The following is a 24,469-nucleotide window of genomic DNA, read 5'->3' as shown; positions in this document are numbered from 1 at the left end:
ATGGCGCGGAACAGCTGTGCCATGCGCTGCGGTGGAACCTGCCCGAGTTACCTGAGTTGGTCAGGCTACTGAGCACGCCGTTTCACGCATCAGGAGCGGCTTGAAGCTAAGATGTCCGGTACAGAGGTTCCAGAAAGACCGCCTTCACTTTTCCCTCTTTCAGAGCGTCTTCCTGAAGAGATCGATGCCAATTTCGTACCCCGGGTCAGGACGCTTGAAGAGGTACTCGCCGTGGCGGATGGACGCCAGCACGTCGGCGCGCTGACGCACGGCCTCGAAGGGTGTGCTGGCGTCCAGCACGATAAAGTTGGCTGGTTTTCCCACCTCGATGCCGTACTGGTCCTCGACGTTCAGGGTTTTGGCCCCGTTGTGGGTGATCAGGTCCAGACAGCGGTCCAGCTGGTCGAGCGACATCGTGTGCGCGAGGTGAATCCCGTGGTCGAGGATGTTCATCATGTTGCCGTTGCCGACCGGATACCAGGGGTCGTTGATCGAATCCTGGCCAAAGCAGACGTTGATCCCGCCTTCCCACATCTCCTTGACCCGCGTCAGGCCCCGGCGTTTGGGATAGGTGTCCTGACGGCCCTGCAGATAGGCGTTCTCGGTGGGGTTGGCGATGAAATTCATGCCCGACTGCTTGAACAGGCCCAGCATGCGGAACGCCCAGGAATTATCGGCCGAGCCGAAAGAGCAGGTGTGGCTGGCGGTCGCGCGGGGGCCGAGGTCGGCCAGCATCACCAGGGCATTGAGCAGTTCGACATGCCGGCTCATGACGTCGTCCGTCTCGTCGCAGTGGACGTCGATCAGCCTGCCGTACTTTTCCGCCAGCTCGACGGTGCGGCGCACGGACTTCTCGCCGAATTCCCGCGCCCACTCGAAGTGCGGAATGCCGCCGACACAGTCCGCGCCCATTTTCAGGGCCTCCTCGACCATCTCGTCGCCGCCCCGGTAGGCATACATGCCCTCCTGCGGAAAGGCGACGATCTGGATGGTCACGGTGTCCCTGAGCTGTTCGCGGAGTTCCAGCATCGCCTTGAGGCCCGTCAGGTGGGGATCGCACACGTCGATATGGGTGCGGATGAACTGAACCCCCCTGGACACCTCTTCCTGGATGCCCCTGAGGGCACGTTCCCTGGCGTCCTCGAGGGTCTGGGTCTTCTTGACGTCGTGCCAGCGGGCAATGCCCTCGAAGAGCGTGCCGCTCGTGTTCCTGGCCCCCGCCTTGCCGCCGGTGTACACGTAATCCAGGTGCAGGTGGGCGTCCACGTAAGGCGGAACCACCAGACGGCCCTGCAAGTCGATCTCCTCGTCGGCCCCCGGCAAATGCGGGCCGATCTGCCTGATGACGCCCCGGTCGACCAGAATCTCGTTGACCTCGTCGTGCTGCCGGTAGATGCGGGCCTGGGTGAACTTCTTCATGGGCTGTCTCCTCTGAACTGAACGGAGCGGGGGGCGCCCGCAGGGCACGTTGAGACAGCAGGGCGATGAAGGCCAGGGTGACGCACTCCAGCGAGAGGGAGACGGTGGGCCGAACGCCGGCTGGGCAACCTGCCGCCCCACGGGGCGATCATGCTCGACAGGGTGAAGACGCTGGCGTGTCGCTGGGTCGGGAGGGGATGAACACGGCGGTCTCCTTTTCTGAACTGGGGTGAGGGAGGCACCCTCAGATGCGGCGATGGTTGCCCGTTCAGCGTTCCTGCCCAGAGGCGCGTCTCTGGCCGACGCGGACCTCGCGCTGCGCCCCTAGTCTTCCCGTGCTGGGGAGGCGTCCGCTGGTGGCACGGTCACGCCCCGGTACCCCAGCAGATGCGCCCGTTCCAGCGCGAGCCTCACGCTGTCCGCGCCCGTGACGCTGCCGTTGACCAGCCCATTGAAGCCCAGGGCACGCCGCGTGCCCACGAACTCGACGAGTTCCACCTCGCGCGTGTCCCCCGCCTCGAAGCGCCGCGTCTCGCCGGCGAGAATGTTGAGGCGCATCCCCATCGCTGCGTTGCGGTCGAAGTCCAGCGCCCGGTTCACCTCGAAGAAGTGGTAGTGCGATCCCACTTGGATGGCGCGGTCCCCCGTATTGGTCACCCGCAGCGTGGCGGTGCGCCGCCCCACGTTCAACTCGATCGGTTCGTCCTGCAGAAAGTATTCGCCTGGCTTCATGGGTGCTCCTTCCCGTTCCTGACATGGTGCGGCGCGCCTACGACAGGGCGGCGCGGTGTTCAGTCCAGTAGTGGTGGGTCTTGGCGACGGCGGTGATCACGTTCTTGATCTCCTTCTCGACCCGGTAGCCCGGCCCGGCGGGCAGGAACAGCGTGCTGCCCTCTCGGCGCACGCTGACGTTTTCCACGACGATGGCGCGCAGCAGCCAGATCGCCATTTCCTCCTGCGGGCAGACCAGCCCCACCCAGCCGGGGGTGGCGTCGGTGACCACCGGCAGCCGGGTGATCAGGCGCAGGCCGCGCGCGATCTCGGCGGCGACCCGCGCCGAGGCTTCCGGCCGCGCGCGGACCTCCTCGCGCAGGGGGGCCTCGAGCAGCGTGCCCCGGTGCGGCGGCCCCCCCGCCAGTGCCAGGTTGCAAAAGCTCTGCCACACCTGGTTCCAGGCAACCTGCCCCTGGGCGTCGTACTTGAGGGCCGCCGAGCGCATCGGGGCGGCGCTGACCGGCTGCCCGCCCTGGTAGCGCGGCGGCAGCAGGACGTCCCCGGCCCGCAGCGGATCGTCGGCAAGACCATGGTCATGCCCGTGGTCAGAAGCCAGCCCGTCTTCGCCCGCGCGAAACCAGCGCGCCAGCGCCTCCTCGTAGCGCTGGCGGACCACGGCGGCCGCGCCCGCCGGGCTGAGCAGCGGCCCCGCGCAGGCGGCCTGCGGGTCTGCCGCCGCAACCTGCGCCCGCACCTCCTGCAAGAAAGGCCCGTCGCAGAGGGCCAGGGGCACGGCCACCACCGGCCGCGCCCCCAGCCGCCGGCAGGCGTCCAGCCCCTGGGCCACGGTGGGCCGCGCTCCCCCGGTGAAGGCCACCTCGACCCGCCGGTAATCGCGGTGTTCCCACAGCAACCGCGCGGCGGCGCAGACCTCCGCGTTGGCGGCAGGGGTGCGGCCCCGGGCCACCAGCAGCAGCGCCGTCTCGTCGGGCGGCGCTGGCGTGGGGGCCAGGGCCTGCGCCGCTGCCTGCCGGGACGCCCAGCCGACCACGTGTTCGGGGGACGCGAAGGGCGCGGCTTGCAGGAACGTCGTCTGCGGCCAGCGCACCCTGGCCCAGCGCAGCAGCGCGCCCAGGTCCGCCAGCAGCGGGTCCAGTGCCCCCACGGTCAGCGGCACCGCGACCACGTGGGGCGGCCCGGCGGCCACCACGGCGGCCAAGGCCGCGCGGGCCTGGGCGCCAAGCGGCCACGGGTGGGGCTGCGCCGTTCCCTTCAACCGTGAGACGAGTTCCATCTGCGCCGCGCCCGTCTCGGCGGAGACGAGCAACAGGGCGCCGGGCGGCGCAGTGGCGGTGGGCGGCACGGCGGCTGCGGCAGGCGCGGTCATGGGATGGGCTGATTGCAGGTGACCAGCTTGTGGCCGTCCGGGAACAGCACCTCGACCTGCACCACCCGGATCAGTTCGGGCACGCCCTCCATCACGTCGTCGCGGGTCAGCACCTGCTTGCCCAGTTCGGCGCATTCATCGGAGGTGCGGCCGTCGCGGCCCGCCTCCAGCAGCGCCTCGGTGATCAGGGACACCGCTTCCGGGTAGTTGAGCTTGAGGCCCCGGCCCTGCCGTTTGCGCGCCAGCTCCGCGACGACGTAGATGTGCAGCCGGTCGATCTCCTGTGGCGTGAGGTTCATCTGTCGGCCTCCTGGGATCGTGCGTTGAGTGGGGGGTGTGCGGTGGGGCAGCACGGTTCGTCTTCTTCTCGCGCGCTTGTGCCCCGACGCCCAGCGTTCAGTACGTCTGCGGTTCTTTTGGTGGGTCACCGGCAGCATACTTGTTTTGGGTGGCGGCCTGAGAGGGCTAGCCAGCCGGTCGCCCTTTCCGGCTGGAGAGTGTCACAATTTTCTTTGCTGGATCACCATTTTTTCAGGAGGCGACACCATGACCACGGCACCGCTGAAGAACATTCTCGTGACCACCGACGGCAGCGACCTGGGCCAGCACGCCCTGCTCCACGCCAAGGCGCTGGCGCGGGCCCTGGGCACCCGACTGACCGTGCTGAGCATCCAGCTCGATCCCGTGGTGGCCGCCGCCGGCGAGTACGCCTACGCCGTGCCCACCGCGCAGGTCAACCTGGATGAGCTCAAGGCCGAGCTGGAACAACGCCTCCATGAGCGCGTGCCGGAAGCCAAGGTCATCGTCGAGCGCGCCAGGGGCCGCCACGTCTCGCGCGCCATCCTGGACGTGGCCCGCGAGGAGGGCGCGCAGATGATCGTGATGACCACCCTGGGGCGCAGCGGCCTGGGCCGCGCCCTGATGGGCAGCGTGGCGCAGGCGGTGGCGCAGCAGGCCCCTGTGCCGGTGTTGCTGATCAAGGGCGACCAGCAGCCGGTCGAGTGGGACGGGGGCAGCCCGTAACGAACTAACCGTTCCGTGGTGCTGCTCAGGATAAGGATTGTCTCACGCTGCCCGGTCAGACGGTCAACAGGTGGGCACGCTACGGTAGAGCGATGACACGTTATTTCCGTCCTGCGGCTCTCCTGACCCTGACCGCCACCCTCGCCGGTGGATCGCTGATTACAGCCAACGCAGGGGGGGCCGGCGCGCCTCCCGTGGCCACCGAGCGAAGCTTTTCCTACACCTGTGATGCAGGGAAAGAGATCAGCGTGACGTACGTCGATTACCGCAAAAACGGCCCTATGTTCGCGGTCTTGAAGTGGAACGGTGTCCAGTACGGCCTGGCCGAGGCCGTCAGCGCCAGCGGCGCGCGTTACGCGGGCCTGAACGGCCCAGCGGAGGCCCGCGGCGGCCTGGAGTGGTGGGAACATCAGGGCGAGGCGACGCTCAGCACCTTTATCGGCGGCGACACGACCAAGACCCAGGCGCTGCTCACCGGCTGCAAAACGAACTGATCAGAGAGCTTCTCCGGGCCTGACTGCGGCGCTGCCCTGAAGCGGTCCGGTGTCTCTGCGTACCGGCATGGCGGCAGCGGCGTTGATCCGGTTGTCCCAGTCCCGCACCGCCGATGTGATAGTGGGCTTCTGAAGAGGGGATGACCACGCGGGAAAGGCGGCTGGACGGGGTGCGCCGGGCGCTGCGGAATGAAGACGCCACACCTCTGTTTACGGTGACTGGCCCATCAGGTTCTATTGCTTGCCTGCTGACGCGATTGCCGCCCCTCAAGCTGCTGGGGCCGGGTGGGCCTGCTGGTCGGTGTGGTGGTGGCCGCGCCCTTCATCACGGCCCTGGTGGACGGCACTGGGCTGGTCATTTACTTCCTGATCGCCAGGGCCGTGTTGGGTTTGTCGTGGGTTCGCACGTCAGCCAGAGAGATGTGCGGGCCAGCCCTGATGATCCACCATGGCTGTGAATATCGCCCGGGGGACGACTGGAGGAACGACGAACTGCTCTGAACTGGGGAAAGGCAATGACGTGAATAGAGTGTGGAGGGGGCAGGTTCGCCGGACGGCGCGTACTGCTGAACAGCTCAGGAGGTCATTTCTTCGTCGGCGTCGCCCATGTTGGTGCTGGGAGGATCGCTGGCGTCCATCGTGCCTTTCAGCGCCACATCGTGTTCGTCCATGCCGCGCTTTTTGTAAGCTCCCGCTGCACTGCTCTCGGCCTCGACCCGGGCGGCCAGTTCCGCGCGCGCGTTGACACGCCCCATGAACTGCAATTCCACGTTGGTAGGGTCCTGGTTCTCGTCAGCAGCCGTTTCGGGATCAGGGCGGGTCTCATTCTGCGTCATGCGCCTACGCTATCAAAGCACTCCACTGGAATGGGCCTGCCATTGATTCCGTGCAGCGTGTCAGCTCGCAGATCCCATACGTTGGGATGGGCTGGCGAATTCCCAGGGGGGAGCGCACAATGAGAAATGCTGCGTCCTACCGCGACTTCACGTACTGCCTTGAAACCTTCTGTGATGAAGCACAAACCTTCGGCCGAAGCGAGAGTTTCTGGAATGTAGCGGCGAACAGGGCCAGGGTCGTGCAGCCCTTGGTGCTTTAACCATACTAAGAGCATTTCAGGAACAGAGGTGCCTCCTGGCACTCTGTTCTGGTTTCGCCCATGGGGCCTGATGTGATGGAGGATTCCTGCTGGTGGCGCATTGATGGCGCGTTGACCTGTCACCCCCTGGCGACGCAGCGCTCAAGTTGAGGTTCACAGCGTCACACCCACCCTCAGGGACGGCGATGCCGTCGGTTGGGGATTCCCGGACTTCACTCTGGAGACTCAAACGAAAGGGGAGGCGAAGCCGTGCTGGCCGCCTCCCCCTGGTTTCTTGTTGGTTACTGCAGTTTCGCGGTGACGTCCACCAGCCGTTTGGCCTGATGGCGGATGGTGGCTTTATCCGCGTCGCTCAAGGGCTCGCCGTTGGCGGTCACGCTGGCCCCGTAGGGGTTGCCCCCCGAAGCGAAGATCACCGGATCGGTGTAGCCGGGCGGCATCAGAATCGCGCCCCAGTGCATCGCCGTGATGTACAGCGTCTGCAGGGTGGTTTCCTGCCCGCCGTTGGGGTTCTGGGCGCTGGTCATGGCGCTGAAGGTCTTGTCGGCCAGCTTGCCGGTGCCCCACAAGCCGCCCAGGGTGTCGATAAAGGCGCGAATCTGGCTGGCGGCGCCGCCGAAGCGGGTGGGGGCGCTGAACAGGATGGCGTTGGCCCACTCCAGATCGTCGGGGGAGGCGACGGCCACGTCGGCGGTGCGTTCCTGCTGGGCCTTCCAGGCGTCCTGGGTGTCGATGACGGCCTGGGGGGCGGTTTCCTGGACCTTGAGCAGGCGGACCTCGGCGCCGGCGGCGCGGGCGGCGTCGGCAGCCTCGTTTGCCATGGCGTGGTTGGTGCCGTAGGTGCTGTAGTACACGATGGCGAGCTTGACGGGGTTAGGCATGGGGGTCTCCTGTGGAGTGATCGGCGGCTGGGCCTGGGGCGAGAGGGCGTCGAGGATGCGTTTGAAGAAAGTCATAGGGGGGGCCTCTGAGGCGCGGGCCGGTTCTGCCCTGCGCCCTGCTTCGTCCAGCAGTAGATCAGTTAAAGATTTAACTGTCAAGTGGGGTGAGCTGTTCTTCCGGATTGTGGGGTGGGATTGGCGAGCGGGGGAGGGGTTTAGCAACGCGCTGCTCGCGCAGACATTCGCAAGAATAGACCGCTGGGCGACTGGGCAGGTTGGCTGGGGGCGCAGTCTCCTGCTTATTTCAGCCGGCTCAGCAGCCCCCGCAGCACACCGAGTTCCTCCTCGTTCAGATCAGAGAACTGCGCCTCGTGCAGCCCGATGACAGTGGGCAGGGCGCGTTCAATCAGGGTTCGGCCCGCGTTGGTCAGGGTGAGTCGCTTGGACTTCCCGGCGGTGTGCCGCTCGATCAGCCCGCGCGCGCTCAGGCGTTTGGCGTGGTAGGACATGTTCGCCTCGGTGAACAGCAGGCGCTGGGCCACCTCCTGCTGCGTCGCGCCGTCAAATCGGCGCAGAACGGCCAGCAGATCAAACTCGGTCATGCTCAGCTCCAGGGGGGCCAGCGCGGTTTCCACCTCCCGGATTTTGTCCTGCGTGGTGAAGACCAGGCGCCGCCACAACCGGATGGCGGGTTGTTCGAGGGCGCTGTTCAACGCGTCTTCAGGCATTCTCAACACTGTAACGCCTCAATCAAAAATTTAATTTGCAGCATGAGTCACCATACACTTAAATATTTAAGTCAAAATAGAGGCATGAATCCCATCCAAGGTCTCCACCACCTCACCGTCATGGCGAGCGATCCGCCGAAGAACGTCGATTTCTTTACCCAGGTGCTGGGCCAGCGCATGGTCAAGGTGACCGTCAACTTTGATGATCCCGGCACCTACCACCTGTATTACGGCGATGAAACCGGCGCGCCCGGCACCATCATGACCTACTTTCCCTGGGCCAATGCCGTCAGGGGACGGCGCGGCAACGGCGAGATCGTGGCGGCGGCCTACGCGGCGCCCGTCGCCTCGCAGGACTACTGGAAGGCCCGCCTGAACCGCTTCGGGATTCCCTTCACCGAACAGGTGCGCTTCGGCAGCCCCGCCGTCCGCTTTGAAGACCCCGACGGGCTGTGGATCGAGCTGGTCTTTGAAGACGGCGCGGACGTGCCCCGCTTCTGGCCGAACAGCCCGGTGCCCCGCGAACACGCCCTGCGCGGCTTTCACAGCGTGACCGGCTGGGTGGCGCAGACCGCGCGCACGGCGGCGCTGCTGACCGGGCCGCTGGGCTTCAGCCGGGTGGGCAGCGAGCCGGACGCCGAGGGCCTGCGCACCCGTTTCAGGGGCCAGTCGGAGGGGGTGGGCCTGTACATCGATCTGGTCGAGCGCCCCGGCAAACCGCACGGGCAGCTCAGCGCCGGCAGCGTCCACCACGTCGCGCTGCGCACCGTGGACGACACCGAGCAACTGGAATACCAGAAACTGCTCAGCGAACACGGCTACGGCGTGACCCCGGTGCAGGACCGGCAGTACTTCCACTCCATCTACTTCCGGGAACACTCCGGCATCCTGTTTGAAGTTGCCACCGACGCCCCCGGCTTCCCCGACGACGAAAGTGTGGACGAGCTGGGCAAACACCTCAAGCTGCCCGCGTGGTACGAGAGCAAGCGCGCGGCCATCGAGGCGCGGGTCAGGCCCATCGTGAACCACGAGTACGGCGTGACCATCGGTGGGCAGGGCACCGAAAAAGGCACAGAGAAAGTGACTTCAGGCGGCCAGCATGCCTGATAGTGCCCCGATCAGCGGTCCCCACCAGGGCCAGCCGGTGAAGACCACGGGCCGCGCCCCGGAGAAGGCCAGCGCCGCCGTGATCCTGGTGCACGGGCGCGGGGGCAGTGCCGAGGACATGCTGGGCCTCTCTCAGCAGTTTGGCGTGCCGGCCCTGGCGTACCTCGCCCCGCAGGCACGCGGCCACACCTGGTACCCGCAGAGCTTTCTGGCCCCGATAGAACGCAATGAACCCGGGTTGTCGTCGGGCCTGCAGGCCATCGATGACGTGGTGAACACGCTGGGCGCGCAGGGCATCGCCCCCGAGAACATCGTCATCGGCGGTTTCTCGCAGGGCGCGTGCCTGGCGCTGGAGTACGTGGCCCGCCACGCCCGGCGCTACGGCGGCGCCTTCGCCTTCTCGGGCGGCCTGATCGGCCCGGACGGCACCCCCCGCGACGCCATCGGCCCATTGGACGGCACCCCCGTCTTTCTCGGGTGCAGCGACATAGACGGCCATATTCCGCTGCGGCGCGTGGAGGAAAGCGCCGAGGTTCTGGCGGAGCACGGCGCGAGGGTGGACAAGCGCATCTACCCGCGAATGGGTCACACCATCAACGAGGACGAACTTGAGGCCGTGCGGCAGATGTTGCAGTCGCTCCCGGTCAGCAGCGTGTGAACTGGGGAAGGTTTGAAGACCTGGAGCCGCCGATGGCAAACCACCCCTTCACCTACCAGCCGCTGCCCGTCCGGGTGGTCTTCGGGCCGGGCCGCCGCCAGCAACTCGCCGCCGAGGCGCAGCGCCTGGGCCTGAAGCGGGTGCTGGTGCTGTCCACACCGGGACAGGCGAATACGGCCGAACACCTGGCGGCGCTGCTGGGCGGTCTGGCCGCCGGAACCTTCAGCGGGGCCACCATGCACACGCCCACCGACGTGACGGAACAGGCCCTGCGCGTCGTCCATGACCTGAACGCGGACGGCGTGGTGGCTATTGGCGGCGGCAGCGCCACTGGCCTGAGCAAGGCCATCGCCCGGCGCACCGGCCTGCCGCAGATCATTCTGCCCACCACCTACGCCGGTTCGGAGATGACCCCCGTGCTGGGCGAGACCAGCGGCGGGCGCAAAACCGTCATCAGAGACCAGGCGGTCCTGCCAAAGACCGTCATCTACGACGTGGAGCTGACGCTGACCCTGCCCCCCGCCGTCAGTGCCAGCAGCGGAATGAACGCCCTGGCGCACGCCGCTGAGGCCCTGTACGCCCACAACGGCAACCCGCTGGTGTCCGTGCTGGCCGAGGAGGCCATCCGTGCGCTGGGCCAGAGCCTGCCCCGTATCCGGCACAGTCCGCAGGATCTGGAGGCCCGTTCGCAGGCCCTTTCCGGGGCGTGGCTGGCGGGCAGCGTGCTGGGGAGCGTGGACATGGCGCTGCATCACAAGCTGGCGCATGTGCTGGGCGGCACCTTCATCCTGCCCCACGCCGAACTGCACGCCGCGTTGCTGCCGCACACCCTCGCCTACAACGCCCAGGCCGCACCTGAGGCCATGAACCGTATCGCCCGCGCGCTGGGCCGCCCGGATGAAGGCGGCCCAGACCCGACTGGTCGGAATGCGCCGCAACTCGTTGCCGAACTGAATCGCCGCCTCGGCATTGAGTCTGCCCTGAAGAACCTCGGCCTGCCGGAAGCGGGTCTGGACGAGGCCACCACGCTCGCGCTTCAAAACCCTTATGCGAATCCCACCCCCCTGGAACGCGAGGCCCTGCGCGAATTGCTTCAGCGGGCCTGGAGCGGGCAGGCGCCCCGGTAATCCACGCAGGCTTCTGGAAACCCCGCACGACTCGGGGGCAGATCACGCGATCCCGGTGGCCAGGACCACCGAGGGGGCTGCCCATTCCTTTCCTGGAAGCACGGCACGAAGACCAGACTGGGGTTTTCCTGAATCTTCTGTGTAGACCGGAGACAGAGCGAGCGATTGGCGCTTTGGCCGGCCACGGCGCCGTGAAGATCAGCAGGTGCCCCACGTACAGATCGGCAGCACTTTCGGCAGGCCCCGGAGCGCATCACCGCGGACCTGGGCCGCGTCCTTGAGGTCCAGGCCTTCAGCGCCTGGGGGGAGGACGCGCCCAATGGACTGAAGGTTCGTCCACCGCGTGTCCGGTTGTGACGTGGGGGCACAAGCACTTGAAGGCGGTGGAGTGTGGGCGATCCGGGCGTCTTCCGGACGAGGTGGTCTCCCGGACTCCACAGCGCCTGATGGCGGATGGCCGCCCCCTGGCCGGGCCTCCATCCAGCCCCTTCCTGACCCCTCGCCCAGAGGCTGCCAGGCCACGACTCTCAGTGCGCCGCTGCTGATGCTGCGCTGGCCAGCCGGCTGACTCTCCAACGGCAAATGTGCGGAATTTTCTGTCCCCAGCGTTGACCCAGCCCGGCGTACGGCTCGGCAGGTGAAAGCCTGGGAGGCCGAGACGGCGGCTATGCTGTCGGTCGTGTCTGCCGAATTTTCTGCGCGTGACCTCACCATCGAACTCGTCAATGCCGCGAGTGTGACCCAGTCCCCGGGCGAGGTGGCCTTTCCGGAGACCCTCTTGAGCATCCTCGGGCGCCTGCCCTACTTTCAGAGCAATCCGCATGACCTGTGGACCGAAAAGATTGACAACGATCCGCTTGGACGCCGCAACGTCTATGCCCTGGTGCGCGGGGCTGGCCCCGACACGGTCGTTCTGACCGGGCACTACGACGTCGTGTCGGTGGCGAACTATGGCCCCCACGCCGACGTCGCCTTTGACCCAGAGGCCCTGCTGCCGCGCCTGATTGCCGATCTGCGCGTGAACGCCCGCAGCGCCGCGGAACAGCGCGCCCTGCAGGACCTCGAGAGTGGTGAATTTCTTCCCGGACGCGGCGTGCTGGACATGAAATCTGGTCTGGCTGCCGGCATGGCCGCGCTCGCCGAGTTTGCCGGCCAGGACCACCGAACGGGCAATGTGCTGTTCCTGGCTGTGGCGGATGAGGAAGTGAGTTCACATGGGGCGCGCTGGGCGTCCGCCACCCTGCGCGACCGGGCGGAACGCGAGGGGTGGGCCCTGCGGCTGGTCATCAACCTGGACGCGACCGGCGACAACGGTGACGGCAGCGAGGGGCAGGCGGTCTACACAGGCACCGTCGGGAAGCTGCTCATCTCCGCCTTCGTGGTGGGGGTGGACACCCACGCAGGCTACGCCCTGGACGGAGTGAACGCCAATTTCCTGACCAGTGAACTGGCACGCGCCTTCGAATTCAATCCGGCCCTCACCGACCACAGTGACGGCCTCACGGGAACCCCGCCCACCATTCTGAAGCAGCAGGACTTGAAGACGGCCTATGACGTGACCACACCTGCCCGGGCGTGGCTGTGCGTCAATGCCCTGACACACGGCATGGGAGCGCAGGCGGTGCTGGACCATTCCACGGCGGTGGCGCGAACCGCCCTGGACGACGCCCTGCGGACCCTCCGGAACCGGGCCGAAGCCCTGGGCAGTTTTAAGAGTGCCGCCCACGGGGCCACTCCCCTGGTCCTGACGTTTGCGCAGGTGCTGGATCAGGCCAGAACCAACACCCCGGATTTCGATGAGGCGTATGCCAGGTTCGAGCTGACCCTTGGGCCTCACCTCGACCACCCGACCCGCAGCGCACACCTGACCGCCTGGTTGTGGGACGCGTCGGGGCTGCTCGGACCGGCGGCTGTCCTGGGCTTTGCCTCATTGCATTATCCAAACACCACGCTGAAGACCGGCGAACCTGCCGTGGCAGCCGCGCTTGATCTCGTCCGCGACACCCTTCGTGAACAGGGCACCCGGCTCGGAGTCCACATCGTGGAGCGCCCGGTGTTCACTGGCATCAGTGACATGAGCTGGTTTGGGCAGGCCGACCCGGCCGATATTCAGGTGGTGAACGCGAACACCCCTGTCGCCGCAGCGCATATTCACGCGCCGCCGGCGGGCTTGCCCTGCATCAACCTGGGGCCGTGGGGGCGTGACTATCACCAGTGGCTCGAACGCGCACACGCCCCGTACAGTTTCACTACCCTGCCGCACCTGCTGAGCGCCCTGGTCCAGGCATTTCTGAAGCGGGCCGGGGGCACAGGGGCCTGACGAACCCCCCTGCGGACTGCCCCAGCTGATCCGGAATGTGGTTTGGTGACTTGTTTCAACCCGACTGGGAGGAACAGCCAAAAAACCCGATGGCGTCGCTCGGACAGTCTCGGCAGCCGGTCCAGGGCGACGCGGTCTTCTGGTCGCACCTGATCGGGCAGATCCCGACAGGGCGTGGCCATGTCCCGGGCAAACAGCTGCATGAACAGAGGGCCGTTGCTCTGCGCGTGCCCAGACCAGGAACCCGGTTCCGGACGCTGGCGGTGACCCGTGGACCACCGCGTCAGTCGATGGGCTTGAGGCCCGCCAGAATCTGCGCCCGCCTGGCCTCGAAGCGGGGGGGCAGGATCACTTTCTCGCCCAGGGTGGCCGGATCCTCGTCCACGCCAAAGCCGGGGCCGTCGGTGGCGATCTCGAACAGCACGCCCCCCGGCTCGCGGAAGTACAGGCTGCGGAAGTAGTAGCGGTCGACCTCGCCGCTGCTTTGCAGGCCGAAGTGGTTGAGGTGGTCGTTCCAGGCGTGGTACTCCTGATCGTTGGGCGTGCGGAAGGCGACGTGATGCACCCCGCCCGCGCCGGGCCGCGCCGGGGGCAGATCGGGCCGCACGGCCACATGCAGCTCGGCGTGGGGGCCGCCCGCGCCCATCTCGTAGACATGCACGGTGTGCGCCGGGCTGGTGGGGTCAGGGTACGTGCGCACCGGGCGCAGGTGCATCACCTGTTGCAGCGCCCGGTCAGTGTTGGCCAGGGTCTGGACGGTCATGGTGATCGGCCCCAGGCCGCGCAGCTGGTGTTCGGCGGGGACCGGGCTGTCCTCCCACGGCACCGGCGGGTCACCCGCCCCACCGTCCGCCACCAGGGCGAGGCGCTGGCCTTCCGGGTCCTCAAAAGTCAGGGTGGGCCGCCCGTCGAGTTCGGTGATCTCGCCGTGCGCAGTCCCCAGGTGCTGGAAACGCTCCTGCCAGTAGCGCAGGCTCGGCTCGTCCCGGACGCGCAGGGCGGTGCGGGTGACGCTGCGGCCCCCCCGGCCCTCGCGGCCCACCGGCCAGTCGAAAAAGGTCAGGTCCGTGCCAGGGGTGCCCACCTTGTCGGCGTAGAACAGGTGATAGGCGCTGACGTCGTCCTGATTAACGCTGCGCTTGACCAGGCGCATCCCCAGGTCCTGGGTGTAGAAGCGTTTGTTCTCGCGGATGTCGGCGGACACGGCGGTCAGGTGATGGATACCGGTCAACTGGAGATCGGTGCTGGACATGGTCAGCCTCCTGAAAGGGAATGAGGTGTGACTTATGACTGCAAAACGGGCAGGCGGCAGCCCAGTTCAGCGCGCTGGCAGCCGGTCGGCATCGAATTCCAGTGCGGCCCGGTCCCAGTGCCCCAGCTCCGCCGCCGCCTCGTAGGTGCTTTGCAGGAACTCCAGCAGCAGGGCGTCGGGGTTCTCGGCTGTCCGCACCGCCTCGTAGGGCAGGATGAACTCGCCCAGCTCCCCGTGGTAGGACGCCGCTGCCGGCGCCACCTGGGCCGCCCTGAAACCATCCGGCTCGGGATAGGCGTAGGCGTAAAAGGCCGCCTCGCCCAGTCCGGCCCCCGGCCAGAAGCCCGCGCTCGACAGCTCGTGGGAATACGCCTCTTCCATCACCCAGTCCGCGCAGTTGGGCGCGCCGCCGGGGTGTTTGGGGGCCGTGCGCCCCGAAAAGCGCGTCACCGCCAGATCAGAGGCGCCCCAGAAGTAATGCACCGGGCTGACCTTGCCCAGAAAGCGCGCCCGGAACACGCTGAAGACCCGGTGGATGCTCAGCAATACCCGCCAGTACCGCTCGACGGCCTCGCGGTCATACGACGCGTGGCCGTGATCTTCCGGGAACGGCGTGATGGGGTCAGGCAACTCAACCGGCGTGGGCCGGATGTCCACGCTCAGGCCCAGCCCGTCCAGGGCCGACATCAGGGCCTCGTAGAACGTGGCGACACTCAGGCCCTCCAGCGCGAAGGAGTGTTCGTCGCCGTTTGCCGTGATGACCGCCAGGTGATGACGGCGGAAATCGAACTCGATCTCGAAGGTGCCGTTTGGATGGTGGATCGGCCCGGTGGTCAGGCCGCGCGCGCCCGGGTACAGCGTGACGTGCCAGGAGTGGTTGTCCCAGGGGGTCAGCGCCAGGCGAACCTTGCCCACGATCTGGGTCCACAGGTGCAGGGTTTCCATCGTGTCCTGCCAGGGTTCGAGGGGCAGGGGCGGCCAGGGGTCAGGGGTTGGGGTCATGGGGTCTCCAGAGGCTGGGGCAGGGGGTGACGTGTGGGAGGAGGCGGCCGTCTCGGCGGCGAGGGGATGGCCGCCCGGAAGTGCGCGCCCAGAAGTGCGCGTGGTGCGCCGGTCAGCCCACGACGAAGCGGGCCGTCTCTGTGGGCCTTGCCGACATGCCGTCTCTAGGGCTGCTCCGCCCTGTCGGCCTGCTGGCCCTCTTCCCGGTGGCCGTCGCCGCGCTGGTCGGCAGCGGCCTGACCGCCGGGCTGATCGCTCTTCCAGCCGATCCGGGCGTGTGTCCCGTCGCAGAAAGGCTTGTTGTTGCTCGCACCACAGCGGCACAGGGCGGCCCGGACTTCCCGCACCTCGCCCTCCGGGGTCTGGATCACGAGGTCACCGCGCAGGGTCAGTGGACCGTCCATGACGGGCGTCAGCGTGGTGGGCACGGCGGGGGCCTCGGGTGGCCCGCCGTGCAGGGCGTAGTGCAGCGCGCCGGTGGGACAGGTTCGCACGATCTCGGCCACCCGCTCGGCCGAGGGTTCGTTGTCCAGCTGAATCCAGGGACGCTCTTTCGGACGGAACACGGCCGGCAGACCGCGCACGCAGTTGGCGACGTGGGTGCAGCGTGGGGCGTCGTACGACACGCTCACCCCATCGCCGGTGTAAATCTTGCCGCGCAGGAGGTCCTCACCTGCCGGCTCATGGTGCTGGGTCATGCAGCAGTTTAAAGCACGGATCGCCAGCAGCAAGGGAGTCCGGCGAAATGAGGCCGACAAAAATGCGGCTGGCCCGTTATGATCACCTCCGCTCAGCCCCCCTGTGCGGACAGAGGAACCCCTCCCCGGCATGGGCACTCCGACATGGGCACTGGGCCTGAAGCTGAGACACGGAGGTCAATCATGGCAGAGATCAGAAAGAACGAGGATCAGGGACGATACGAGGTCGTGGTGGACGGCCAGGTGGCCGGGTTCGCCGAGTACCGACTCGTCGGGGACGCCGTGATGCTGCCCCACACGGAAATCAAGCCTGAGTACGAGGGCCAGGGCCTGGGCGGGCAGGTGGCCCGGTTCGCGCTGGACGACGTGCGGCAGATGGGCCGACTGGTGATTCCGATGTGCCCCTTCATCGCCAGCTACATCCGGCAGCACCCGGAGTACGTCGATCTGGTTCATCCGCAGCAGCGCGGCGTCTTTCACCTTTGACCAGCGGGGAGTGAGGTCAGGGCGGCGGCCACGCTGCGCCGTTCGCCGGTCACGGGTAACAACCTCCCCAGAAGAGGGTCATGACGCCGGAGCAGCGTTGCCAGCGCGCTTAACCGTCGCTCGCCTCCGGCCAGAAACGGACGACGAGGAACGGGAAACTGGGCCGCCGCTGTCCCTCGTTCAGCGGCGGTGGGGTGGTCATACCGCTGACCACCCCGTACAGCGCGTCGTCCGGCCCTGGAATCACGTCATCGGGCCACTGAATCTGCAACTAGACTGACCCCGCAAGCCGGGTGAGGGTCAGGAGCCTGGGTATGGCACTTGCCGCACAGTGTGGCGCCCTCAGGGTGGCCCACGCTTTGCAAAAAAGGGTGCGGGCGGAAAGCCCAGGGTTGAAACCCTGGGATGGATAGCCCACGTCTCCCGACAGGGAGGCCGTGCTGATGCTGAGGCGCGACCCACACGCCGCCCAACCGTGCTACATTGTGGAAGTGCCGACGTTCTATCTTCACAAGAACACTTCTGTTTCGCTGTTGCAATACCACTTCGTGTGGTGTCCCAAGCGCCGCAGAAAAGTCTTGGTGGGAAACGTGGCGCTGAGGTTGGGGGAACTTCTGGAGGACAAAACCGCCGAACTGGGCTGGCGCATCGTGGCCATGGAGATCATGCCCGATCACGTCCACCTGTTTCTCGGCACCGACCCGGACGTATCGCCTACCCAGGTGATGCACGCCCTCAAGGGCTACACCTCCCGCGTGCTGCGTCAGGAGTTCCCCAAGCTGCAAACCATGCCGTCCCTGTGGACACGCTCCTTTCTCGTCAGCACGGCAGGCAACGTCAGCGCAAAAACCATTCAGCGATACATCGCGGAACAGAAGACGAGGGACTGAATGCTGAAAGCCTTCCGCTACCGTCTTTGCCCCACGAAAGCGCAGGAAGCTGCGCTGAACGAACAGTTGCGACTCTGCCGCACCCTGTACAACGCCGCGCTGGAGGAACGCAAGGCGGCATACAAGAAAGCCCGGAAGACCCTGACCGGATACGATCAGATGAAGCACCTCAGCGAGATCAAGGCAGAACTGCCGGAATACAAAGGCGTCTACTCGCAGGTGTTGCAAGACGTTCTCAAGCGGCTGGACAAGGCATTCCAGGCATTCTTTCGGCGCCTCAAGGCAGGGCAGACCCCCGGCTATCCCCGCTTCCAGGGGCGGGACAGGTACGACTCAATTTGCTACCCGCAGTCGGGCTTCAGCGTCTCCGAGAAGACGGCGTTCTTTTCCAAGATCGGCAACATCCGAATCCGCTTGCACCGCCCGCTGGAAGGCAAGATCAAAACGGCTACCATCACCCGCGACTGCGGGGAGTGGTATGTCAGCTACGTTTGCGAAGTAGAGCCTCGGCCGCTTCCCGTTTCGGGAAGCTCGGTGGGGGTGGACGTGGGTACGACATGGTTTGCGATCACCTCCGATGGGGAGTTTGTGGAGAACCCCAGGCACTTCCAGGGGGCCATGAAGAAACTGCGGGTGGCTCAGCGTTCGGTCAGCCGGAAGACCAACAAACGCAGCAACCGCAGAAGGAAAGCGGTGCGCCGGGTTGCCAAGCTGCAGCGCAAGGTGGCGCGGCAACGGCTAGACTTCCACCACAAGACCGCAATCAAGCTCATTCGAGAGAACGACTTGATCGCACACGAAGACCTCAACGTCGGCGGCCTGGGGCGGGGCACTCTGGCCCGGTCTATCCACGATGTCGGCTGGGGTCAGTTCTTTTCTCTCCTTTCGCAGAAGGCAGCATGGGCCGCTCGAAAGGTTGTCGCTGTAGACCCCCGATACACCTCGCAGGCGTGCCACCAGTGCGGCCACACCTGCCGAGAGAACCGGGTCAGTCAATCGCGGTTTTGGTGTGTCGCCTGCGATCATCAGGAGAATGCAGACCTGAACGCCGCGCGGAACATCCTGGGGCGGGCCGTCCCATCAGGCATCAACGTAGCGGTAGTCAACGCAAGCGTTGCCTGAGAAGCCAACGGATAAATCCGTTGGTAGGTCACGTGGACGAGAGCATGATCAGCGGCGAGCCGCTGCCCGTGGGCAAAGCGGCGGGAGACCAGGTGACGGGCGGCACGGTCAACCAGACCGGGGCTTTTCAGGTCCGCGCCACCGCTGTGGGGGCCGACACGGCCCTGAGCCGCATCGTGGCCCTGGTGCAGAACGCCCAGGCCAGCAAGGCCCCCGCCCAGCGGCTGGCCGACACGGCAGGCAAGTACCTGGTCTTCGTCGCCATCGGCAGCGGTCTGCTGGCGTTCACGGTCTGGATGCTGCTGGGGCAGAGCGTGGTGTTTGCGCTGACGGCTGCCGTCTCGACCATCGTGATCGCCTGCCCGGACGCGCTCGCCCTGGCCACACCCACCGCCATCACCGTCGGTGTGGGCAAGGGGGCCAGAGAGGGCGTGCTGTTCAAGAACGCGGGCGCGCTGGAGGCCACTGCCAGCATCGACACAGTAGTGTTCGACAAGACCGGCACGCTGACCGAGGGCAAGCCCGCCCTGACCGACCTGCGGCCCGCAGATGGCGTGGATGAAACCGAGTTGCTGCGCCTGGCCGCCTCTGCCGATCAGCCCTCGCAGCATCCGTTGGCGGCGGCCATCGTCGCTGGGGCAAAGGAGAAGGGCGTAGAGCTGAGCGAGGCGCAGGATTTCGACTCGGTGCCAGGACAGGGCGTGACCGCAGAGGTGGACGGCCGGCGCGTGCTGATCGGCAACCGCAAACTGATGGACGGGGGGCAGGTGGTCCTGGGCGCACTGGTGCAGGAGGCCGAGATCCTGGCGGCAGACGGCAAGACCCCCATGTTCGTCGCCGCTGACGGTCAGCCCCTGGGCGTCGTGGCGGTCTCAGACCGGGTGCGGCCCTCGGCGAGAGTCGCCGTTCAGGCCCTGCACGAGCTGGGCATCCAGACCGTCATGCTGACCGGGGACAATCGGCGCACCGCGGACGCCGTGGCCCGTGAGCTGGGCCTGGACACCGTGATTGCCGACGTGCTGCCGGAAGAGAAATCAGCCCAGATCAAGCGGTTGCAAGACGGGGGCCGCAAGGTGGCGATGATCGGTGACGGCGTCAACGACGCCCCCGCGCTGGCGCTGTCCGACGTGGGCATCGCTATTGGCGCGGGCACGGACGTGGCGGTGGAAACAGCCGACGTGGTGCTGGTCCGCAGCGATCCGGCCAGTGTCGCCGGGGCCATCATGCTGGCGCGGCAGGTGCGCGGCAAGATCAAACAGAACCTGTTCTGGGCGGCCGGATACAACGTGCTGGCCATCCCCTTTGCCGCCGGGGTGCTGTACCCCTCGCTGGGCATCCTGCTGCGCCCGGAATGGGCGGCCCTGCTGATGAGCGCCAGCACCGTCATCGTCACCCTGAACGCGCTGTCGCTGAACCGCGTGAAATTCGCACGGGCCGCGCCTGCCCAACTCGCGCCGTCTTGAGACAGCATTGAGAAAACCGGGCGCTTTACACGGGCTTAACACGCCTTCTCCTACGATGCTGAGCGAACGGTTCGTGTACAGCCCCTTCCCGTCTTCATTCCCCCGGAGGTGTTCCGATGACCCAGCCTGCCCGTTCCGCCGTGACCCGCATGCTCCAGACCCACCCACAGATCCGCCAGTCCCCCTTCGATCTGGCCGCCCTGACCGAGTGCATCGACGCCTGTTTCGAGTGCGCTCAAGTCTGCACCTCCTGCGCCGACGCCTGTCTGGGCGAGACCCAACACGCCGAGCACCTGACCCACTGCATTCGCCTCAACCTGGACTGCGCCGACATCTGCACCACCACCGGACGCGTGTTGACTCGCCAGACCCAGCCGGACATGGCCGTGCTCCGCGCCCAGCTGCAGGCGTGTGTGGCCGCCTGCAAAGCCTGCGGCGACGAATGCCAGGGCCACGCCGAGAAGATGAACATGGCGCACTGCGCGGTGTGCGCCGAGTCGTGCCGCCGCTGTGAACAGGCCTGCCAGCAGATGCTGGACGGCCTCGCGGCCTGAAGCACCAGGAACGTTTGTGCCGCCTGCCGCAGTGTGGCTGCGGGCAGGCGGCTGTCTTTGAGACAAGGAGAATGCCATGCACGACTCCATGAACGGTTCGTCTGAACCCCAGCAACCCGGCGAGCCACCGAGGGGCGAGCTGGGCGGCCACTACGGCCGTTTCGCGGCCATGATCCTGACCTCCACCGTGGTGATGTACGGGCTGATGTACCTGAACACCTCTCAGCTCGAACACGTGTACTTCAGCCAGACGCGGGTGTGGATGGCGCTGTACATGGGGGCGACGATGGCGGTGATCATGCTCGGGTACATGCTGGGCATGTACCGCAACCGCCGGGTCAACGTGGGGATTGTGATCGGGAGCCTCGCGGTCTTTGCTGGAGCGCTGTGGTTGCTGCGGTCACAGGCGACGGTGGGGGACGTGGCGTACATGAAGGCGATGATCCCGCACCATTCGATTGCCATCCTGACCAGCACGCGGGCGCAGATCAAGGATCCCCGCGTGCGCGAACTGGCCGACGGCATCATCGAGACCCAGCGCCGCGAGATCGCCGAGATGAAGGCCCTGATTCAGGATCTGGAACGGAGAAACTGAACCCCTGAATACGCTCCGCGAAAACGGTGGCTGGTCCCCACCGTTTTGCAGCCGCTCTGCCGGTTGACGTTTTTTGCACCGTTCAGGGTGCCGAGGTTTCAGGGCCTTGACCTCAAGCCAGGTCTTCTGGCCTGTGCCGCAGACAGCAGCCCGCATCACACGGTTGCCCCCACGTTCCTTCACGCCAGCAGCTCGATCAGGTACAGGGCGATGAAGCCCAGAAAAAACGCGCCGGTGATCCACGGCGTTTCCCTGATCTGGTGCGCTTCCCCCGGCAGTTCTTCGGTCACCAGATACAGCAGCGCCGCCGCGCCAAACGACAGCACGATTTCTAGCGTCAGGCCCGACAGGCCCTGAAGCAGCGTGCCCACCCGTTCACCCGCGGCCAAGCCCACGCCGATCAGGAGGCCATCAATCAGAATGTCGATGCCCACCGCCGCCAGCAGCCCGGTGGCGGCGCGCGGTGTGGCCTCGCCGCCGATCGCCTCCGCTGCCTCTTCAGCGTCTTAGGGGTCCAGCCGGCCCACCAGTGCCCGCACGGCTATCATCACGCCCATCCCCAGCGCGAAGCCGATGACCACGCCCAACGGCTGTCTCCCTGCCGCGAAGTGTTGCACAAAGCTGCGGACGCGCGGACTGGGCGGGCGAAAACCCGCCACCACGCCGCCCAGCACCGTGGCCAACACTGGAGTCAGGGTCAGCAGCAGGATCTGGTTCAGGGCGATCATGGCGCGGCGCTAAAGAATGCCAGGGCCAGGCCGATCAGGTCGCCCTGGTCTTTTCTTGGCCGTCTTCTGGTCCAGCCCAGTCGCCGCTGACCGTCCCGCCAGCCGTGACCCCCCTGCCCATCGGCAGAACGCACGCAGGCACGAAGTTGCTCAGTGGGGATGGGCCACCAGCAGTTTCAGGGTAAAGACGCTGCCCCCGGGACTGGAACACACGGTCAGGCTGCCGCCCATCCGGGTGGCCAGGCCACGCGCGATGGTCAGGCCCACCCCGCTGCCGTCGCCGCGCGTGCGCGCCGGATCGACGCGGTAGAAACGCTCGAAGATGCGCTCCAGATGTTCGGGCGCGATTCCGCTGCCTGTATCGGCCACCGTGAACACGACGTCGCCGCCACGGTGTTCGGCCCCCAGCGTCACCTGGCCCCCGCGCGGGGTGTGTCGCAGGGCGTTGCCCAGCAGGTTGGCCAGAATCTGCGAAGCCCGCTCGAAGTCGGCGGTGATCAGGGGCAGGCCTGGATGGCCAGACTGCACCAGGGCCACGCCACGCTCCTCGTAGACGCCCGTAAAGCGCTCGAAGGCATCCAGAAGCAGGGTGTCAGCGGCAAAGTCACTGGGATGCAGGTCCACCGCGCCGGCCTCCACCCGCGACACCACGCTCAGGTCCTGGGCCAGCCGTTCCATCGCGGTCGTCTCGCGCAGGATGGCCCCAGAGACGGCCTCCGGGGCCATCACCCCGTCGCTCATGGCCTCGGCATAGCCGCGCAGGGCCGACAGGGGAGTGCGCAGCTCATGCGCCACGTTGGAGATCAGCTCCACCCGGCCCTGTTCCACCTGCTGCAACGCAGCCGCCATGCGGTTGAAGTGCCGCGCCACATCGGTCAGCTCGTCCCGGCCCTCTTCCGGCAGCCGCCGTCCATAGTCACCGGTGGCGATGGCGTGGCTGCCGTCGCGCAGCAACTCCACCGATTTCACCACCCGCCGCGCGGACAGCAGCGCCGTCAAAGCCGCCACGATCAGGGCCAGCGGCAGCGAGGCCAGCAGCGCCGCGTTCAGGGTGCGGCGCACGCCGCGTTCCAGGTCCGGGCGCAGGGACGCGCCGTCCGGGCCGATCAGCGTGACCATCTGCTCGACGTGGTGGCGGATGAACGCCGAGGCCAGCGTCTCGCTGATCAGCAGCACCGCCCCCAGCGCGATGCAGATCACCAGCAGATGGGACAGGAACAGCCGGGCATAGAGTTTCAGCCGTCCTCACCTCCGCCGTGTTCTTCCTTGAAGCGGTAGCCCACCCCGCGCACGGTCTCGATGTAGCGGGGAGCTTCGGCGTCGTCGCCCAGCTTGCGGCGCAGCGCCGTGACATGGACGTCCACCACCCGCGCCGTGCTGGGAAAGTCATGCCCCCACACCCGCTCCAGCAAACGTTCACGGCTCCAGACCAGCCCGGGGTGCTGCGCGAAGGTGCCCAGCAGGTCATATTCCAGCTTGGACAGGTCCAGGGGCTGGCCCGCCAGCGTGGCGCGGCGGGCCCGCAGGTCCAGCGCCAGCTCTCCGCTGCGAATCTCGTGACGCACCCCCGCACGGCGCAGCAGGGCGCGCACCCGGGCCACCACCTCGCGCGGGCTGAACGGCTTGACCACGTAGTCATCGACGCCCAGGTCCAGGCTGCGGAGCTTGTCTTCCTCCTCACCGCGCGCGGTCAGCATCAGCAGGGGCAGCTCGAGCCCCGCGGCCCGCGCCTCACGCGCCAGATCCAGGCCGCTCACGCCGGGCAACATCCAGTCCAGCACGGCCAGGTCGGCGCGCGGGAGCCCCTCTCGGGCCTGGTGGCCGTCGGCTGCCGGCCAGACCTCGTGGCCCTCCGCGCTCAGGTAGGCGTGCAGGATTTCGAGGATGGCGGGGTCATCGTCGACGATCAGCACGCGGGCCATCTCCGCCTCCCGTGTCCTCTGCCCTCTAGAATCCGCGTTTGATCAGCCACTGGCGGTAAGCGTACATCTCGTCGGCCTGCGTGCGGATGATGTCGCGGGCCAGGCCCAGCACGCGGGCGTCGCTGCTTTTTTGCAGGGCCAGACTCGCCATGTCGATGGCGCTGGCGTGATGCGGCAACATGCCTTCCACCAGACCCCGGTCACTGTCCTTGCTGGCCTTGAGCGACGCCAGCATGTCCTTCATCTCGGTGTTCATGCCCGTTTGCGCGCCCTTGTCCACGCCGCCGAGGGTTTTCAGCCAGCTGTTCATCTCGCCGATTTCCTTTTGCTGGACGCCGATGATGTCCGCCGTCCAGCGTTTGATCTGGGCGTCTTTAACGTTGTTCAACACGGCCTTGCTCATGTCGACTGCGCCCTGGTGGTGAACGATCATCATCGACAGGAAGGCGCGGTCAAACGCCTTGCCCTTCCAAGCCTCCAGGCCGCTGTTCATGGTCATGCCATGATTCATGCCGGGCATGTTCATCTGAGCGTGGGCTGGGGGCGTGAGGCTGAGGGCGACGAGCAGGGCAAAGCGGTTCATGGCCTCAGCGTGGGGGCGCCGTGTTAAGGGGGTGTAATACGGACTCCGATTAAAAAGTGTAGAATTCAAGGATCAAAACCTTTCATTCTCCGATTGAACTTCAGCACTCCGCTGCCGACTTCTGGGCCATTTTCCGGGCCAGCACCTGCGCCGTCCAACGGCGCAGGGCACAGTTTTTTGCGCTTCTTGCCGAAGGCAAGAGTGAGACTGAACTGCTGGC

The 24,469-nt window shown here is 66.6% G+C and carries 29 protein-coding genes; 13 read left to right on the top strand and 16 right to left on the bottom strand.

The window, feature by feature from the left end; all coding sequences use genetic code 11:
- Positions 1 to 159: 159 nt before the first annotated feature.
- The 4 genes from FHR04_RS19285 to FHR04_RS19270 form a co-directional block, all read right to left on the bottom strand.
- Complete coding sequence (locus FHR04_RS19285; RefSeq protein WP_139404822.1) at positions 160 to 1,419, bottom strand: amidohydrolase family protein; 1,260 nt, start codon at positions 1,417 to 1,419, stop codon at positions 160 to 162.
- A gap of 324 nt (positions 1,420 to 1,743) precedes the next feature.
- The gene (locus FHR04_RS19280) at positions 1,744 to 2,151 is read right to left on the bottom strand and encodes an urease subunit beta (protein WP_139404821.1); all 408 of its coding nucleotides are present in this window, start codon (positions 2,149 to 2,151) and stop codon (positions 1,744 to 1,746) included.
- A 37-nt stretch (positions 2,152 to 2,188) separates the two neighbouring features.
- The gene (locus FHR04_RS21245; protein WP_211344224.1) at positions 2,189 to 3,520 is read right to left on the bottom strand and encodes a CbiX/SirB N-terminal domain-containing protein; all 1,332 of its coding nucleotides are present in this window, start codon (positions 3,518 to 3,520) and stop codon (positions 2,189 to 2,191) included.
- The gene (locus FHR04_RS19270) at positions 3,517 to 3,819 is read right to left on the bottom strand and encodes an urease subunit gamma (protein ID WP_139404820.1); all 303 of its coding nucleotides are present in this window, start codon (positions 3,817 to 3,819) and stop codon (positions 3,517 to 3,519) included. The genes FHR04_RS21245 and FHR04_RS19270 overlap by 4 nt, the downstream gene beginning before the upstream one ends.
- 247 nt (positions 3,820 to 4,066) lie before the next feature.
- On the opposite strand from FHR04_RS19270, the gene FHR04_RS19265 reads away from it, so the two are divergent.
- The 3 genes from FHR04_RS19265 to FHR04_RS19255 all read left to right on the top strand — a co-directional run bounded on the left by FHR04_RS19265 (position 4,067) and on the right by FHR04_RS19255 (position 5,538).
- Positions 4,067 to 4,543: a universal stress protein gene (locus FHR04_RS19265; protein ID WP_249039229.1), complete on the top strand. Its 477-nt coding sequence runs from the start codon at positions 4,067 to 4,069 to the stop codon at positions 4,541 to 4,543.
- Between the two features lie 92 nt (positions 4,544 to 4,635).
- On the top strand, positions 4,636 to 5,037 hold the full coding sequence (locus FHR04_RS21620; RefSeq protein WP_139404819.1) for an MliC family protein: 402 nt from the start codon (positions 4,636 to 4,638) through the stop codon (positions 5,035 to 5,037).
- Between the two features lie 285 nt (positions 5,038 to 5,322).
- Complete coding sequence (locus FHR04_RS19255) at positions 5,323 to 5,538, top strand: hypothetical protein (RefSeq protein WP_139404818.1); 216 nt, start codon at positions 5,323 to 5,325, stop codon at positions 5,536 to 5,538.
- A 74-nt stretch (positions 5,539 to 5,612) separates the two neighbouring features.
- On the opposite strand, the gene FHR04_RS19250 is transcribed toward FHR04_RS19255, so the two are convergent.
- The 3 genes from FHR04_RS19250 to FHR04_RS19240 all read right to left on the bottom strand — a co-directional run bounded on the left by FHR04_RS19250 (position 5,613) and on the right by FHR04_RS19240 (position 7,742).
- The gene (locus FHR04_RS19250; protein WP_139404817.1) at positions 5,613 to 5,873 is read right to left on the bottom strand and encodes an M-like protein; all 261 of its coding nucleotides are present in this window, start codon (positions 5,871 to 5,873) and stop codon (positions 5,613 to 5,615) included.
- Positions 5,874 to 6,414: 541 nt separating this feature from the next.
- A complete protein-coding gene (gene wrbA / locus FHR04_RS19245; RefSeq protein WP_139404826.1) occupies positions 6,415 to 7,014 on the bottom strand; it encodes an NAD(P)H:quinone oxidoreductase in 600 nt (199 codons plus the stop codon).
- A 299-nt stretch (positions 7,015 to 7,313) separates the two neighbouring features.
- A complete protein-coding gene (locus FHR04_RS19240) occupies positions 7,314 to 7,742 on the bottom strand; it encodes a MarR family winged helix-turn-helix transcriptional regulator (protein ID WP_139404816.1) in 429 nt (142 codons plus the stop codon).
- Between the two features lie 84 nt (positions 7,743 to 7,826).
- Here FHR04_RS19240 and FHR04_RS21510 point away from each other — a divergent pair, with 84 nt between their 5' ends.
- From FHR04_RS21510 to FHR04_RS19220, 4 genes are all read left to right on the top strand, one after another.
- Complete coding sequence (locus FHR04_RS21510) at positions 7,827 to 8,849, top strand: ring-cleaving dioxygenase (protein ID WP_139404815.1); 1,023 nt, start codon at positions 7,827 to 7,829, stop codon at positions 8,847 to 8,849.
- Positions 8,842 to 9,507 carry an alpha/beta hydrolase gene (locus FHR04_RS21505; RefSeq protein ID WP_139404814.1) on the top strand — a complete coding sequence of 222 codons (666 nt, stop codon included), beginning with the start codon at positions 8,842 to 8,844 and terminating at the stop codon, positions 9,505 to 9,507. The genes FHR04_RS21510 and FHR04_RS21505 overlap by 8 nt, the downstream gene beginning before the upstream one ends.
- A gap of 32 nt (positions 9,508 to 9,539) precedes the next feature.
- Positions 9,540 to 10,634: a maleylacetate reductase gene (locus FHR04_RS19225; RefSeq protein WP_139404813.1), complete on the top strand. Its 1,095-nt coding sequence runs from the start codon at positions 9,540 to 9,542 to the stop codon at positions 10,632 to 10,634.
- 679 nt (positions 10,635 to 11,313) lie between these two features.
- Positions 11,314 to 12,954: a M20/M25/M40 family metallo-hydrolase gene (locus FHR04_RS19220; RefSeq protein ID WP_139404812.1), complete on the top strand. Its 1,641-nt coding sequence runs from the start codon at positions 11,314 to 11,316 to the stop codon at positions 12,952 to 12,954.
- 283 nt (positions 12,955 to 13,237) lie between these two features.
- Here FHR04_RS19220 and FHR04_RS19215 read toward each other — a convergent pair whose 3' ends face one another.
- From FHR04_RS19215 to FHR04_RS19205, 3 genes are all read right to left on the bottom strand, one after another.
- The gene (locus tag FHR04_RS19215; RefSeq protein WP_139404811.1) at positions 13,238 to 14,206 is read right to left on the bottom strand and encodes a ring-cleaving dioxygenase; all 969 of its coding nucleotides are present in this window, start codon (positions 14,204 to 14,206) and stop codon (positions 13,238 to 13,240) included.
- A 66-nt stretch (positions 14,207 to 14,272) separates the two neighbouring features.
- On the bottom strand, positions 14,273 to 15,208 hold the full coding sequence (locus FHR04_RS19210) for a DUF5996 family protein (protein ID WP_139404810.1): 936 nt from the start codon (positions 15,206 to 15,208) through the stop codon (positions 14,273 to 14,275).
- Positions 15,209 to 15,372: 164 nt separating this feature from the next.
- Entirely contained in the window at positions 15,373 to 15,906 is a 534-nt protein-coding gene (locus FHR04_RS19205; protein ID WP_139404809.1) for a (4Fe-4S)-binding protein, read from the bottom strand.
- Positions 15,907 to 16,089: 183 nt separating this feature from the next.
- On the opposite strand from FHR04_RS19205, the gene FHR04_RS19200 reads away from it, so the two are divergent.
- Positions 16,090 to 16,392: a GNAT family N-acetyltransferase gene (locus FHR04_RS19200; protein ID WP_139404808.1), complete on the top strand. Its 303-nt coding sequence runs from the start codon at positions 16,090 to 16,092 to the stop codon at positions 16,390 to 16,392.
- 109 nt (positions 16,393 to 16,501) lie between these two features.
- Here the strand turns inward: FHR04_RS19200 and FHR04_RS21100 are convergent, their stop codons facing one another.
- Complete coding sequence (locus FHR04_RS21100; RefSeq protein ID WP_170214036.1) at positions 16,502 to 16,663, bottom strand: hypothetical protein; 162 nt, start codon at positions 16,661 to 16,663, stop codon at positions 16,502 to 16,504.
- Between the two features lie 172 nt (positions 16,664 to 16,835).
- On the opposite strand from FHR04_RS21100, the gene tnpA reads away from it, so the two are divergent.
- The 5 genes from tnpA (at position 16,836) to FHR04_RS19175 (ending at position 21,016) form a co-directional block, all read left to right on the top strand.
- Entirely contained in the window at positions 16,836 to 17,282 is a 447-nt protein-coding gene (tnpA, locus tag FHR04_RS19195; protein ID WP_221265636.1) for an IS200/IS605 family transposase, read from the top strand.
- Positions 17,283 to 18,404 carry an RNA-guided endonuclease InsQ/TnpB family protein gene (locus FHR04_RS19190; RefSeq protein WP_139404807.1) on the top strand — a complete coding sequence of 374 codons (1,122 nt, stop codon included), beginning with the start codon at positions 17,283 to 17,285 and terminating at the stop codon, positions 18,402 to 18,404.
- A 32-nt stretch (positions 18,405 to 18,436) separates the two neighbouring features.
- Positions 18,437 to 19,867 (top strand): heavy metal translocating P-type ATPase, encoded by a 1,431-nt coding sequence (locus tag FHR04_RS19185; RefSeq protein ID WP_249039227.1) that lies wholly within the window; start codon positions 18,437 to 18,439, stop codon positions 19,865 to 19,867.
- A 116-nt stretch (positions 19,868 to 19,983) separates the two neighbouring features.
- On the top strand, positions 19,984 to 20,421 hold the full coding sequence (locus FHR04_RS19180; protein ID WP_139404806.1) for a four-helix bundle copper-binding protein: 438 nt from the start codon (positions 19,984 to 19,986) through the stop codon (positions 20,419 to 20,421).
- 76 nt (positions 20,422 to 20,497) lie between these two features.
- On the top strand, positions 20,498 to 21,016 hold the full coding sequence (locus tag FHR04_RS19175) for a DUF305 domain-containing protein (protein WP_211344223.1): 519 nt from the start codon (positions 20,498 to 20,500) through the stop codon (positions 21,014 to 21,016).
- A gap of 179 nt (positions 21,017 to 21,195) precedes the next feature.
- Here the strand turns inward: FHR04_RS19175 and FHR04_RS21500 are convergent, their stop codons facing one another.
- From FHR04_RS21500 to FHR04_RS19155, 5 genes are all read right to left on the bottom strand, one after another.
- Positions 21,196 to 21,450, bottom strand: coding sequence for a ZIP family metal transporter (locus FHR04_RS21500; protein WP_249039226.1), 255 nt, complete (start codon positions 21,448 to 21,450; stop codon positions 21,196 to 21,198).
- A gap of 72 nt (positions 21,451 to 21,522) precedes the next feature.
- A complete protein-coding gene (locus FHR04_RS21495; protein WP_249039225.1) occupies positions 21,523 to 21,744 on the bottom strand; it encodes a ZIP family metal transporter in 222 nt (73 codons plus the stop codon).
- 150 nt (positions 21,745 to 21,894) lie between these two features.
- The gene (locus FHR04_RS19165) at positions 21,895 to 22,983 is read right to left on the bottom strand and encodes a sensor histidine kinase (protein WP_139404805.1); all 1,089 of its coding nucleotides are present in this window, start codon (positions 22,981 to 22,983) and stop codon (positions 21,895 to 21,897) included.
- Positions 22,980 to 23,666, bottom strand: a complete 687-nt coding sequence (locus FHR04_RS19160; protein ID WP_139404804.1) for a winged helix-turn-helix domain-containing protein — start codon at positions 23,664 to 23,666, stop codon at positions 22,980 to 22,982. The genes FHR04_RS19165 and FHR04_RS19160 overlap by 4 nt, the downstream gene beginning before the upstream one ends.
- Positions 23,667 to 23,691: 25 nt before the next feature.
- Positions 23,692 to 24,249: a DUF305 domain-containing protein gene (locus FHR04_RS19155; protein WP_139404803.1), complete on the bottom strand. Its 558-nt coding sequence runs from the start codon at positions 24,247 to 24,249 to the stop codon at positions 23,692 to 23,694.
- Positions 24,250 to 24,469: the final 220 nt, after the last annotated feature.

Source organism: Deinococcus radiopugnans ATCC 19172 (assembly GCF_006335125.1).
GTDB lineage: Bacteria > Deinococcota > Deinococci > Deinococcales > Deinococcaceae > Deinococcus > Deinococcus radiopugnans.
The sequence above is the reverse complement of the archived record's forward strand: the minus strand, read 5'-3'. Positions and strand labels throughout refer to the sequence as shown.